The sequence below is a fragment of the Micromonospora parva genome (assembly GCF_040649675.1).
GTDB classification, from domain to species: domain Bacteria; phylum Actinomycetota; class Actinomycetes; order Mycobacteriales; family Micromonosporaceae; genus Micromonospora; species Micromonospora parva.
Window position 1 is genome coordinate 504,734 of record NZ_JBEZFX010000005.1, and the last position, 13,403, is coordinate 518,136.

General features: G+C 69.4%; 9 protein-coding genes. 6 read left to right on the forward strand and 3 right to left on the reverse strand.

All coding sequences use genetic code 11. From position 1 onward, the window contains the following. Positions 1–54 precede the first annotated feature (54 nt). Positions 55–1,563, forward strand: coding sequence for a glycosyltransferase family 87 protein (locus AB0C03_RS16160; RefSeq protein WP_357637388.1), 1,509 nt, complete (start codon positions 55–57; stop codon positions 1,561–1,563). Between the two features lie 131 nt (positions 1,564–1,694). On the opposite strand, the gene AB0C03_RS16165 is transcribed toward AB0C03_RS16160, so the two are convergent. Together AB0C03_RS16165 and AB0C03_RS16170 are read right to left on the reverse strand one after the other, a co-directional pair. After that, positions 1,695–3,995, reverse strand: coding sequence for a hypothetical protein (locus AB0C03_RS16165; protein WP_357637390.1), 2,301 nt, complete (start codon positions 3,993–3,995; stop codon positions 1,695–1,697). Then, a complete protein-coding gene (locus AB0C03_RS16170; RefSeq protein WP_030331813.1) occupies positions 3,992–4,783 on the reverse strand; it encodes a deoxyribonuclease IV in 792 nt (263 codons plus the stop codon). The genes AB0C03_RS16165 and AB0C03_RS16170 overlap by 4 nt, the downstream gene beginning before the upstream one ends. Positions 4,784–5,411: 628 nt before the next feature. On the opposite strand from AB0C03_RS16170, the gene rpsF reads away from it, so the two are divergent. From rpsF to rplI, 4 genes are all read left to right on the forward strand, one after another. Further along, entirely contained in the window at positions 5,412–5,702 is a 291-nt protein-coding gene (gene rpsF, locus AB0C03_RS16175; protein ID WP_036411437.1) for a 30S ribosomal protein S6, read from the forward strand. A gap of 81 nt (positions 5,703–5,783) precedes the next feature. Then, positions 5,784–6,317 (forward strand): single-stranded DNA-binding protein, encoded by a 534-nt coding sequence (locus tag AB0C03_RS16180; RefSeq protein ID WP_030331808.1) that lies wholly within the window; start codon positions 5,784–5,786, stop codon positions 6,315–6,317. A 41-nt stretch (positions 6,318–6,358) separates the two neighbouring features. Further along, positions 6,359–6,598: a 30S ribosomal protein S18 gene (gene rpsR / locus AB0C03_RS16185; protein WP_013289355.1), complete on the forward strand. Its 240-nt coding sequence runs from the start codon at positions 6,359–6,361 to the stop codon at positions 6,596–6,598. Positions 6,599–6,612: 14 nt separating this feature from the next. Beyond that, on the forward strand, positions 6,613–7,059 hold the full coding sequence (rplI, locus tag AB0C03_RS16190; protein WP_030331806.1) for a 50S ribosomal protein L9: 447 nt from the start codon (positions 6,613–6,615) through the stop codon (positions 7,057–7,059). Between the two features lie 154 nt (positions 7,060–7,213). Here rplI and AB0C03_RS16195 read toward each other — a convergent pair whose 3' ends face one another. Next, positions 7,214–8,770: a hypothetical protein gene (locus AB0C03_RS16195; RefSeq protein ID WP_357637393.1), complete on the reverse strand. Its 1,557-nt coding sequence runs from the start codon at positions 8,768–8,770 to the stop codon at positions 7,214–7,216. Between the two features lie 525 nt (positions 8,771–9,295). Between AB0C03_RS16195 and AB0C03_RS16200 the strand changes: the two genes are divergently transcribed. After that, positions 9,296–13,267: a replicative DNA helicase gene (locus tag AB0C03_RS16200; protein WP_435823373.1), complete on the forward strand. Its 3,972-nt coding sequence runs from the start codon at positions 9,296–9,298 to the stop codon at positions 13,265–13,267. Positions 13,268–13,403 lie beyond the last annotated feature (136 nt).

A 13,403-nucleotide genomic window follows, 5' to 3' on the forward strand; every position in this document is an offset into this window, starting at 1 on the left:
AACTCCGCGCCGGGACGGGACGGGCACCCCTGTCGTACGGCAGGATGCCTCTTCATGAGCACCCAGTCGACGCCCGGTATCGACGAAGCCGGAACCATCGACCACCCGTCCCGCTCCGATGGGTTCGTCCGCGGCATCTCCGCCGCGATCGGCGGCCCACTGGGCGACCACGCGACCGCGCTGAACCGGCCAGCCGGTCGGGAGCGCCGCTTCTGGACCGCCGTCCGGATCGTGCTGGCCCTGACCTGCCTGACGCTCGCGCTGCACTGGGTGCAGAAGTCGCCGTGTCAGGACGGCGCCTGGCAGAACAACGTCCAGTACACCCGGTTCTGCTACACCGACGTCCTCGCCCTCTACTACGCCGAAGGTCTCAACGAGGGCAAGGTGCCCTACCGTGACCACCCGGTGGAGTACCCGGTGCTGACCGGCTACTTCATGGGGGCACTGGGCCTGCCGGTGCACGCGATCGGTGACGGCGACCCGAGCATCAACCAGGGGCAGTGGTTCTACAACCTCAACGCGCTGGTGCTGGGCGCGCTCGCGGTGGCCACGGTGGCGGTGATCCTGGCACTGCGCCGCCGACGACCCTGGGACGCGGCGCTGTTCGCACTGGCCCCGGCGCTGGTGCTCACCGCCACCGTCAACTGGGACCTGCTCGCCATCGGGTTGGCCGCCTTCGGCCTGCTGGCCTGGGCCCGGAAACGACCGGCGGTGGCCGGCGTACTGCTCGGGCTGGCCGGCGCCGCGAAACTCTGGCCGCTGTTCCTGCTCGGGCCGATCCTCATCCTGGCGCTACGGGCCGACCGGGTCCGCGCCGCGCTCACCGCCATCGGTACGGCGATCGCCGCCGTGGTGCTGGTGAACCTGCCGGCCGCCCGGGCGTACCCGGAGAACTGGGACCGGTTCTTCGAGCTGAACACCACCCGGCCGATCGACTGGGGCACGCTCTGGTACATCGGGCGCTACCTGGACGGCAAGGTCGGCAACGACCCCGCCCAGCTCGGTCCGTTCGAGTGGCTGAACGCCAACATCCCCACCCTCAACACCCTGTCGTACGCGCTGTTCGGGCTGGCCTGCCTCGGCGTGGCAGTGCTGGCACTGCGGGCACCACGTCGACCGCGGCTGGCTCAGCTCGGCTTCCTGGTGGTGGCGGCGTTCCTCATCTTCAGCAAGGTCTGGTCGCAGCAGTTCGTCCTCTGGCTGCTCCCGCTGGTGGTGCTGGCCCGGCCGAAGTGGGGAGCGTTCCTGGCCTGGCAGATCGCCGAGGTCTGCTACTTCGTCGCCTTCTACGGCGAACTGCTCGGCGCGGCGACCAGCCGTCCGGTCTTCCCGGAGGGTGTGTTCGTGCTGGCCTCGACGTTGCGGCTGGCCACTGTGGTGGTGCTCTGCGGGTTTGTGGTGCGGGAGATCCTGCACCCCGAGCAGGACGCGGTGCGGGCCACCTACCCGGACGACCCGGACGGCGGCGTTCTCGACGGCGCACCAGACGCGCCCTGGATAGACCGGTGGCGCCGCAGAGAGACGAGCAGCGAACCGCAACCCGAGCCCGTCCCAACCACCTGACCCAGAGCCTGAAGGTCTACTACGGCCGGAACCACGCCAGGGTTTGCGGGGGAGCCCGCCCGGCGCAGGGATCAAGCCTGACCGCCCGGAGCCGGGCGGGATCCCCCCGCAAACCCCGCCCATGAAGAGCTTCAGAGCCGATAGACGACGGCGTCCCCGACCTCCTGCCGGCTGATGCCGAGCGACTCGACCGGGGCGTCAATGGTGATCTCCCACGGTGTGCCGGCGACCTGGCCGCGCAGCAGCACCACAGTGCGGACGCCGAGCGTGCGCAGGTAGTCGACGCTCGTCTGGTCCGGGAACGACTGGCTCACCCGACGGACGTCGTCGAGCTGGCGCGGCGTGAAGCCGCTACCACCGTTGACCACGTCGGGGAACCCGCTGGTCGACCAGAGCATCACGTGCTGGTCCAGGCTCTGATTGCTGGGCAGCACCAGCATCGGCCCTTCCGCCGAACGCATCGCCGCCGGCTGGGTCGGCACCACCGGATGCGGGGTGGTGTTCAGCCCCTCGACGGTGACCAGCAGCAGCGGCAGCAGGGTGGCCATCCGCAGCCACGGCCCCGGCCAGGACGGGATCCGTTGCGCGGTCAACTCGCGGACCCGGTCGGTGAGCGCGGTGACCGCGCCCGCCGCGAGCAGGGCGAGCAACAACGTGGTCCAGAGCATCAACCGCCCAGGGGTACGCAACCCGCTCCAGCCCGGCAGGTGCTCGAAGAGTGGCACGTAGGTGAAGGTGCCGTCGAAGAAGCGGGTGCCCATCGCGAAGGCCATCGTCACCAGCACCCCGACCAGCAGCAGCAGTCGCTGCCGCAGCCGCCAGACCGAGAAGAACAACCCACCCGCGGCGAGCGCGTAGAGCACGAAGCCCGGCAGGAGGGTCATCTCCGGGTGCCACGGCAGTGCCGCCCGGGCCCCCTCGTGCAGCCCACCCCAGATCCGCGACTCCGCGGGCGCCGTCACGAAGCCCGACGCCGGCGGCGAGAAGATGCTGATGTCGGCGATGGTGCGCTCGGCGTACGGGTGCAGCTCGGTCACCTTGTAGAACGGGAACGCCATCAACAGGCCGATACCGGCGAACAACACCCCGCCGAGCAGATCGGCGGTGAACAGCCGGCGACCGAACGGAACGGCCTGCCTGGTGCGCAGCCGCCGCGCGAAGAAGAGGACGGCAGCGACCAGCACCGTGCCGGCCAGGAAGTACGCGAACGGCAACCCGATGCCGAAGCCGAGGCTGAGCTGCCACGCCGCCACCAGCCAACCGGCGTAGACCCAGCCGTCATGCCGTCGCTCCGGCCGGTAACCGTGTCGGAGGGACCAACCGTGCCCGCGCGCCAACATCGCCAGCGCCAGCGGGATGCCCCCGTTGGAGAGCACGTGCAGGTGCCCGGCCTGGGCCAGCAGCCACGGCGCGTAGGTGTAACTCACACCGGCGACGGCGGCACCGATCCGGCCGGCCCCGAGCTGTCGGGCCAACGCGTACGCCCCGAGCGTGGCGAGCGCGTGCGCCAACACGAACATGATGTTGTAGCGCAGGATGGCGTCCTCGGGACCGCTGCCGAGCATGCCGGCCGGGGCGTACCCGAGCAGGGTGTCGGAGAACGCGAAGCTCCACAGCTCCGGGAAGAACGTGTTGGACTGCCACAGGCGCGCCGGGTCGGCCAGCAGGATGTGCCCGGACCAGGCCATCTGCCAGGCCTGCAGGCTGGGGTCCCAGTAGTCCTGCGGGAGGGTGTAGCGCGGATAGCGCAGCGTCGGCCAGGTCATCAGCACGGCCAGTGCCGTGGCGGCGAGGGTGGCCAGGGTCCACTCGTGGATCAGGAACCGACCGACGGCGCGGCCGGCCCTAGTGAAGATGGAGGGCCGTGGCTCCGGCGCGGAGGCGAACGCCTCCCAACGCTCCGGGCCGACGGGCTTCGCCTCGCCGTCGGCCTTGTCCGGACCGTCGGCGTCGTCACCCTTCGCGCCCTTGCCTGCGTCACCGCCCTTGCCTGCGTCACCGCACTTGGTCGCGCCGCTGTCCTTGGCGGCAGTGCTGTCCTTGGTGCTGGTGCTGTCCTTGGTCGCGCCGGTGTCCTTGGTCGTGGTGCTGTCCTTGGCGGTGCTGGCGCTGGCGGTGCTGCCGCCCTGGGCGGCGTCCTGCTTGGTGGCGGCCTTCGTGTCGCCGCGCCGGGCCGTGTCGCTGGCGGGACCGCTCGTCGCGGGGGCGGCCTCGGGGTCGCCACTCGGGGCGGCTCCACTGCCTGCACCGACGTCCGGCGGCGAGCCCGCGGTGGTCTCGGTGGCGGCGTTGTCGGAGGTACGAGCCGGGTCGGAGGGGCGAGCCGGCTGGGTGGGCGTGCCCGGCGCGGCCGTGGTGGCGGGTCGACTCTCGGTGTCCGCGCCGGTGGGGGTGGGCGGGGTGTTGCCGGTCCCGGGCTGTCCGCTCGTCATGCCGCCGGGCTCTCCGCTCCGAGTTGCTCACGCAGAAAGTCGATGTCGGCGGCCTGGCCGGCCACGCCGCCCGGTGTCTCGACGACCACCGGCGCGCCGGCCGCCCGGATCACCGCCACCACCAGCTCCGGGTCGATAGTCCCGCCGCCGAGGTTGTCGTGTCGGTCCTGGCCGGAGTTGAACGCACCCTTGGAGTTGTTGGCGTGCACCAGGTCGATCCGCCCGGTGATCGCCTTTACCCGGTCGACCAGGCCGAGCAGCTCCTCGCCGCCGGCGTACGCGTGGCAGGTGTCCAGGCAGAAGCCGACCTCGTGGTCACCGATGGCGTCCCAGAGTCGGGCGAGCGCGTCCAGCCGTCGGGCGCAGGCGTTGTCGCCGCCGGCGGTGTTCTCGATCAGGACCGGCACGCCGAAGCCGCCGGAGTCTGCCGCGTACGCGAAGGTCTTGCGCCAGTTGTCGAAGCCGACGGCCAGGTCGTCGCCCGCGTTGACGTGCCCACCGTGGACGATCAGGCCCTTGGCGCCGATCGCGGCGGCCGCGGTGGCGTGCCCGAGCAGCAGCTTTCGGCTCGGGATCCGGATGCGGTTGTTGAGCGTGGCCACGTTGATGACGTACGGCGCGTGCACGTACAGGTCGACCTCGGCGGCGCGCAGCCGCTCGGCGTCTTCGCGCGGCTTGGGTGCCTTCCAACCCTGTGGGTCGGAGAGGAAGAACTGCACGGTGTCGGCGGACCGGGCGGCCGCCTCCGCCAGCGGGTCGGTCGAGTCGACGTGGGCTCCGATACGCATGCGAGCGAGCCTACGTCGCGACCCCGACGGCCGGGGCGACGGCCGGGGCGGTGTCGCGTCACCGGACGGACCGACGATCGTTGATGGGTGTGAACCGGCGACCAGCATTCCGGTGCCGCCTGTGGCGCGAGCGCCGCACCCGGTGATCGGCGGTCGCCGGCCGACAGCGAGGTCACCCCCGCTGCGCGGCCCGGCGCAGCGGGGGCGACCCCATCGCACAGCGGCCACCGAGCGACGACGATCTCGGAAAATTGTGCTTTTTCCCCCGACAAGGTGCGAGTGCTGTTGTATCGTCAGATAACAACACGATAAAGCTCCGCGGGGCGTCTTCGGTCCAACCTCATCGGTGTGGTCGTTCCTCCCCAGGTCCCACCCAAGGAATGCGGACCGGACGCCCCGCGGCCTCGTAGACGGGGGTCCACCACCGGCCGATTGACGGCCGGACGGTGGGCCCCCGTCGGCATGTCCGGGTGCCGGCCCGACCACCCCGGGCATGATCGTTCGGACCGGGTATCCTGGTCAGGTTGTCCGCGTCCGGCCGGGTTCCCTCGGCGCGTGCGGACCACGACACAAGACCTCCTGCCACGGAAGGACCGTGGCCGCTTAGCCCACAGGAGGTGAGCACGTCTTGCGTCATTACGAGATCATGGTGATCCTCGACCCCAGCCTCGAGGAACGCACCGTCGCCCCGTCGCTCGACACGTACCTGAACGTGATTCGGACCGCGGGTGGCTCGGTTGAGAAGACCGACGTGTGGGGCCGCCGGCGCCTCGCGTACGAGATCAACAAAAAGGCAGAGGGCATCTACGCCGTCGTCGACCTGCAGGCCACGCCTGCTGCGGTCGCCGAGCTGGACCGTCAGCTGCGACTCAACGAGTCCGTGCTGCGCACCAAGGTCCTCCGACCGGAAATGCGCTAAGCCTTCAAACCCCCGGTTCGTCCGGATCAGCCTCCGCGACTCTGTCGTAGGGCTCTGGGAGCCTGTACGACGAGACGCTGAGTGCGCGAGGAGATGGTCATGGCAGGAGACACCACCATCACGGTCATCGGCAATCTGACCGATGACCCCGAGTTGCGGTTCACCCCCTCCGGGGCTGCGGTCGCCAAGTTCCGAGTCGCTTCGACGCCCCGTTTCATGGACAAGGCGTCGAACGAGTGGAAGGACGGCGAGCCGCTGTTCCTCGCTTGCACCGTGTGGCGGCAGGCCGCCGAGCACGTCGCCGAGTCGCTGCAGCGTGGCGCTCGGGTGATCGTGTCGGGCCGGCTGCGTCAGCGGTCGTACGAGACCCGCGAGGGTGAGAAGCGCACCGTCATCGAGCTCGAGGTCGACGAGATCGGCCCGTCGCTGCGCTACGCCACGGCGAAGGTGCAGAAGATGTCCCGCTCCGGCGGCGGTGGCGGCGGCTTCGGTGGCGGTGGTGGTGGCAACCAGGGTGGCGGCGGAGGCAACTTCGACGACCCCTGGGCTTCGGCCGCTCCCTCTCCCGCGCGTGCCGGTTCGGGCGCCAATTTTGACGAGGAGCCACCGTTCTAATGGCGCCGAGCGCCCGCGATCGCAAACCAGGAGCACGTGCAATGGCCAAGGCTGCGGCACTTCGCAAGCCGAAGAAGAAGGTGAACCCGCTCGACAAGGACGGGATCACCTATATCGATTACAAGGACACCGCGCTGCTGCGGAAGTTCATCTCCGACCGCGGCAAGATCCGCGCTCGACGGGTGACCGGCGTTACCTCGCAGCAGCAGCGGCAGATCGCCCGCGCGGTCAAGAACGCCCGTGAGATGGCGCTCCTGCCGTACACGGCCACCACCCGCTGAGAGGAGGCACCGATATGAAGATCATCCTGACTCAGGAAGTGTCCGGCCTCGGTGCCCCGGGCGACATCGTCGAGGTCAAGAACGGCTACGGCCGTAACTACCTGCTGCCGCAGGGCTTCGCGATCGCCTGGACCAAGGGCGCGGAAAAGCAGGTCACGGTCATCAAGCGGGCCCGTTCGGCCCGCGAGATCCGCGACCTCGACCACGCCAACGAGGTCAAGGCTCAGCTCGAGGGTCTCAAGGTCAACCTGAAGGTCCGCGCCGGCGACGGCGGGCGGCTCTTCGGCTCGGTCACCCCGGCCGAGATCGTCGACGCCGTCAAGGCGGCCAGCGGCCCGGTCCTCGACCGGCGTCGGCTGGAGGTGCCCGGTCACATCAAGTCGACCGGCACCTACCCGGTGAAGATCAAGCTGCACCCCGAGGTGACCGCGTCGTTCAACCTGAACGTCGTTCAGGGCTGACGTCCGCAACACCACCACGAGGGCCCGCACCGAGTAATCGGTGCGGGCCCTCGTGCGTACGTCATCCGATCCGACGCTGCCCGGACCCGGATGGCCCGCGCGGCCCCGGTCCGCACACCGCCAGCGCGGCCCGGCCCGCAGCCCGGCCGACGGGTCACCCGATGGGCTGGCCCGTCACCGCGCTGATCAGCACCGTGGAAAGGCCGCCGCCCACCACCGCGGCGGCAACCGCGATGGTCGCCGACCGCCACGTCGTACCGACCCGACGCAGCAGCGCCGCCACCACCAGACTGCTCACCAGCGCCAACCCGAAGCGCGGCGAACCGGCGAGCAGTGACTCCAACGCGCGGGACCGCGCCGAGTCACACCCGCCCCCGCTGATGTCTGTCACACAACCCGCCGGTGCCTGGCTGTCCAACGTCAACAACCAGACGAAGATCAGCATCGCCGGCACCAGGTAACAGGCCGCCGTGTACAACAGGGGCCGGACCGACCCGCCCGGGTCCGGGTCCAGCAGGTCGTCCTCCAGACGCCGCGCCCAGGCACCAGTGGCCGCCGACTCGACGCGCTGGCGCACCGACGCCGAGCCCACCGCCGGCCGGTCCGCCCGACGCCGGGGCGCACCCGCGCCCGGCACACCGGCCCGTGGTGCAGGCGAGCTGCGCGGTCGAGGAGCGGTGTAACCCACCACCGGAGACCGTGGCGCAGACGTCGGAGGATCTATCCACCGCGGGTCGTCGTCGGCCAGCCGGGTGCCAGACCAGAAACCGTCCTCACGGCTCGGCCAACCCTCGGCCGCCACCGAACGATCCGAGCGCGGCGGCAGCGTACGGTCCCACTGGTCATCCTCGATCGCGGACCGCTCCCACTGGCCGGTGCGGTCCGACCGCTCCCAACCACCGACGCTCTCCACCGCCGACCACTGCCCGCTCAGGTCCCCGCCGTCCGCTCCCGCCGCAGGCGGCCACGCGTGCACGCCCGAGGCGTCCCACGGGTCCACCGCCGGGGGGTACGACGGTTCAGGCTCCGCCACCCGGTCCGATCCGCGCACCCACGGGTCGGCCGCCGGACGGGTCCAGGACTCCTCCGCCGCACGACGGCTACGCCGGCTGGGTCGGCGGCTCGGCGCCTCGTCCGGCACCTGCTCGGTCGGGGCGGACTCGACATCCCCGCCCGACCAGATCACCTGCGGACGGCCGGCGGGCGCGCGGCGGGGACGACGGTCCGAGACCGCACCGGAGACCGGCTCGTCCCCACCGGCGTCGGCCCGTCGACGGCCGGCGTACCCCTGATCCTGCGGTCGGTCGAGCGTCCACTCCCGGGTGTGGTCCGAGTCTGGCGCGGGGCCGATCGCCGGCTGCTCCCGCCGACGCGTGTCGCCGCCCCGCCACTGCGAAGTCGCCGACTCGGCGGACCGCCGGCCCGCACCGGAGGGCGGCGGGTCGAGCTCGTCATCGTCCTCGTCCGGTGCCGCGTGACGACCGCCGCCGTCCGCGTGCCGGACCCCTGACTCCAGCGCCCACCGGGGCAGGTAGGCGTCGACAGGCTCGTCCTGGCCGCGGTCCAACGCACGGCGCCGGCTGGAGGTGCGGTAGCGCCCGTCCTCGTCGTACGGATCAACCGGAACAGACGCCGCGGGCTCACGCCACGAGGCGGTTGGCTGGCGCTCGCGCGGGCTGCCATCGCCGCGTCCCCAGTCCCGGTAATTCACGGCCGGAGTGTGACCCTTCTGAACCGAAAGCGGAATCCGCTGTCCAGGTGTAGCCGTTCGCTGGAGATAGTACGGGACGATCGTGTCACAGGCCCGACCGAAATATTCTCCTCCACAGGCTGGGGAGCATGTCCCCGCAGGTCAGCGAGCTATGGCCGAGAATTCCCCAATGGTTTTCCACAGGCTGTGCACACGCTGCGCACATGCTGTCCACCGGGATCCACAGGTTGTCCCGAGGCTCGTCCACCGGCGTTGTTGAGTCTCTGACCTCGGGGTCCGTATGGTTGGCCCTCGACCGCCGGCGATGGCCCCCGATCGACCGGCCCGGTCGGACGAGAAGTGTCGTACCCCAGCGGTAGAGCTGGGGTTGGATCCGGCGCAGTGGAGGGGGGACCCGTGTCGGTCACCGACGACATGCGGGCAGAGCCACGCTCCGGCGGAGGCCAGCCACCTTCGCAGCGGGATGGCCAGTTCGACAAGACCCCGCCCCAGGACGTCGCCGCCGAGCAGTGCGTCCTCGGCGGCATGCTGCTCTCCAAGGACGCCATCGCCGACGTCGTCGAGATCCTCAAGACCAACGACTTCTACCGGCCGGTGCACGCCACCATCTTCGACATCATCCTCGAGATCTACGGGCGCGGTGAGCCGGCCGACTCGATCACGGTCGCGGCGGCGCTGGCCGACTCGGGGGATCTCGTACGCATCGGCGGCGCGCCGTACCTGCACACGCTCATCGCCAGCGTGCCCACCGCCGCGAACGCCGCGTACTACGCCCGCATCGTCAGTGAGCGGGCGGTGCTGCGTCGACTGGTCGAGGCCGGCACCAAGATCGTGCAGCTGGGCTACGGCACCGCCAGCGGCGGCAGCCGCGACGTGGACGACGTCGTCGACCTCGCTCAGCAGGCCGTCTACGACGTCACCGAACGCCGGGTCAGTGAGGACTTCGCGGTCCTGGCCGACATGTTGCAGCCGACGCTTGACGAGATCGAGGCGGTGGGCGCGCAGGGCGGTGTGATGACCGGCGTGCCCACCGGCTTCAGCGACCTGGACCGGCTGCTCAACGGTCTGCACGCTGGGCAGTTGATTATCGTGGCGGGTCGACCTGGTCTGGGAAAGGCGCTCGCGCTCGACACCCCACTGCCGACCCCGGACGGCTGGACCACGATGGGCGAGGTCAAGGCAGGCGACCAACTACTGGCTGCCGACGGCTCCCCGACCACTGTCACGCACGCTTTCGACGTGATGCACGATCGCCCCTGCTACGAGGTCGAGTTCTCGGACGGCACCGTGATCGTGGCGGACGCGGAGCATCTGTGGAAGACGACCACCCGGGCGAGCCGGCGGCAGGAACCGGCGCGGCAGAGGCGGTACTGGCCCGAATCGTCGCTGGCCAATGTCCGTGCGGTACACGAGCGGCTGAGCCTCCTGGGGAACCAGCCGATCACGCTCTTCGACACGCTTGAGCAGGTTGGGCCGGAGTTTCGGCATGTCCTGCACACCGTCGCCCGCGAGGTGGGGTCGGTCGGCCGGATCAGCCGTCCCATCGTCCGCAGCGGCAAGCCACAGAACTGGACTGCGCCGGGCTACCCAGCCGGTCCGCTTCTGAGCACGCTTCTTCAACGAGCCGAGCGGGAGGTCAAGGCCGGTAGCCGGGCCGACCACGACGGCGTCGTCACCACCGCTCAAATCGCAGCCACGCTGCGTACCGACACCACCCCGCGGCGGCTCAACCATGCCGTACGGAACTGCGCTCCCATCCAACTTCCGGATCGGGAACTGCTGATCCCGCCCTACACGTTGGGAGCCTGGCTCGGTGACGGGCACAGCGACGCCAGCCGCTTCACCACGGCAGATCCAGAGATGGTCACGCACGTCGAGGCGGACGGCTTCGTCGTGCGGCCCAGCGGGCCAATGGTCTACACCATCCTGCTGCGGCCCGCGTCCGCTGCTCCGGGCAACGGTGTCTGCGCGGACTGTGGCGTTTCCACCAGGGCGTTGCGAGAGAACCCGGCGACCAGGAAGTGTGCTGACTGCCGTCACCGGAACGGCTCGTTCCTCGGGTTGTTGCGTCAGGTCGGGGTGGCTGCCAACAAACACATCCCGGTCACATACCTGCGGGCCTCCGAGGCTCAGCGCAGAGCGTTGCTCGCCGGCCTGATGGACACCGATGGGACCGTGGCCCCCGCCGGTAACCTCCAGTACACGTCGACCTCCAAGCAGTTGGCTGATGACGTACGCGAACTGATCGTCAGCCTCGGCTACCGCTGCACGGTCAACGCAAAGCCGGTGCGCGGCCGTACCCCCGAGTCGTCAACGGCATATACCTTGAACTTCTCCACCCCGGATGTCGTCTTCCGGCTCAAGCGGAAGCAGGATGCGCACGCCGAACGTCGCCGCACCACCTCCGATGTTCGAACGACCTCGCGGTTCATCGTCGACGTCCGGCCGGTCCCGAGTGTTCCGGTCCGGTGCGTGACTGTCGATAACGACGAGCACCTGTACCTGGCCAGCCGGGCGATGATCCCTACGCACAACAGCACCGCCAGCATGGATTTTGCCCGAAATGCAGCTATTCGCGCCAACCAGGCTGCGGCCATCTTCTCGCTGGAAATGAGCAAGGTCGAGATCGTCATGCGGCTGCTCTCCGCCGAGGCGCGGGTGCCGCTGCACGTGCTGCGCAGCGGCCAACTCTCCGACGACGACTGGACCAAGCTGGCCCGCTGCATGGGCGAGATCAGCGAGGCGCCGCTCTTCGTCGACGACACGCCGAGCATGAACCTGATGGAGATCCGGGCCAAGGCCCGGCGGCTCAAGCAGCGGCACGACCTCAAGATGATCGTGGTCGACTATCTCCAGCTGATGACCTCGCCGAAGCGCACCGAGAGTCGCCAGCAGGAGGTCGCCGACCTGTCCCGTGGCTTGAAGCTGCTGGCCAAGGAGGTCGAGTGCCCTGTCATCGCGGTCAGTCAGCTGAACCGTGGTCCCGAGCAGCGCACCGACAAGCGACCCCAATTGTCCGACTTGCGGGAATCGGGCTGCCTCACGGCGGAGACCCGGGTGGTTCGAGCGGATGACAACACCGAGATCACGCTCGGTGAGTTGTTGTCAAGCAACGCTAAAGAAATCCCGGTCTGGGCGTTGGACGAGAGCCTTCGCTATACGCCCCGCACCATGACCCACGTCTTCCCCAGCGGCACCCGCGAGGTGTTCCGGCTGACCCTCGCATCGGGCAAGCAGATCGATGCCACAGCGAACCACCCCTTCCTCGCGTTCACCGGGTGGGTGCCGCTCGGTGAGCTGTCGCCCGGAGATCGCATCGCCACGCCGCGACACCTACCGCCTCCAATGGTCACCCGCCCGTGGGTCGATGCCGAGGTGGTCATGCTGGCTCACCTGTTGGGCGACGGCTCGTTCGTGCGCCGCCAACCCATCCGGTACGCAAGTCGTGATGAGCTGAACCTGCAGGCCGTGACGGAAGCAGCGAAGCACTTCGGGATTTCCGCCGTCCGCGACGACTACGCGGCCGCGAGGGTCACAACCCTCCGCCTGCCGGCGCCGTACCGCCTGGCTCGCGGTCGGCGCAACCCGATCGCGGCTTGGTTGGACGAGCTGGGCCTCTTCGGTCTGAGGTCACACGAGAAATTCATCCCTGCTGGCGTTTTCAGCCTGCCGAAGGAGCAGATCACCAGCTTCCTGCGGCACCTCTGGGCTACGGACGGTTCGGTGACCGTCAGTAACACCGGCCGCGGAGGGCGCGTCTATTTCGCGTCCACGAGCCGACGAATGCTCGAAGACATCTCTCGACTGCTCCTCAGGTACGGCATTACAGCCCGGCTGCGGGTCGTACCAGTCGTGGGACACCGCCCTCAGTACACGCTCGACATCTCCGGTCGGGACGACCAGTTGAGGTTCCTGCGCGAGATTGGCGTCCATGGGGAGCGCTCGGAGGGCTGCGCCGCTCTGCTTGCTGCTCTGGAGTCGACGGAGAGCAACACCAACGTTGACACCGTGCCGCGCGAGGTGTGGACCAGGGTGAAGGAGATCTTGGTCGAGCAGGGGATGACCCACCGTGAGTTCGCCGCCGCCATCGGCACCCAGTTCTGTGGCAGCGCCCTCTGGAAGCGCGCGCCCAGCCGTTCCCGACTGGCGGCGATCGCCACCGTCCTCGACGCGGCCGACCTCGACCTGCACGCGACGAACGACATCTTCTGGGACTCGATAGTGTCCATCGAGTCGCTCGGTGAGCAGGAAGTGTTCGACGCGACTGTGCTCGGGAAGCACAACTTCATCGCCAACGGCATCGCCACCCACAACTCGATCGAGCAAGATGCCGACGTTGTCATCCTGCTGCACCGCGACGACTACTACGACAAGGAGTCGCCGCGGGCCGGGGAGGCGGATTTTATTGTTGCCAAGCATCGGAATGGCCCCACCGACACGGTGACCGTCGCGGCCCAGCTGCACCTGTCCCGCTTCGTCGACATGGCCATCGGCTGACCGCACGGCACCGTCGACGGCTTAGGGCCTGTTTCATAAGGACTGGCCGGCCTGCGGCGGGCCCGGACGACGACCGGCGGCGTTGCGGTTTCGTCCGGATACGACACCGGTATCCGGACGAAACCGCGCCTTGCCG

Excerpts from the sequence above, each read along its gene's own strand:
- AB0C03_RS16160 (WP_357637388.1), top strand. The coding sequence starts at position 55 with ATGAGCACCCAGTCGACGCCCGGTATCGACGAAGCCGGAACCATCGAC.
- AB0C03_RS16165 (WP_357637390.1), bottom strand. The coding sequence starts at position 3,995 with ATGACGAGCGGACAGCCCGGGACCGGCAACACCCCGCCCACCCCCACC.
- AB0C03_RS16170 (WP_030331813.1), bottom strand. The coding sequence starts at position 4,783 with ATGCGTATCGGAGCCCACGTCGACTCGACCGACCCGCTGGCGGAGGCG.
- rpsR (WP_013289355.1), top strand. The coding sequence starts at position 6,359 with ATGGCCAAGGCTGCGGCACTTCGCAAGCCGAAGAAGAAGGTGAACCCG.
- rplI (WP_030331806.1), top strand. The coding sequence starts at position 6,613 with ATGAAGATCATCCTGACTCAGGAAGTGTCCGGCCTCGGTGCCCCGGGC.
- AB0C03_RS16200 (WP_435823373.1), top strand. The coding sequence starts at position 9,296 with ATGCTGCTCTCCAAGGACGCCATCGCCGACGTCGTCGAGATCCTCAAG.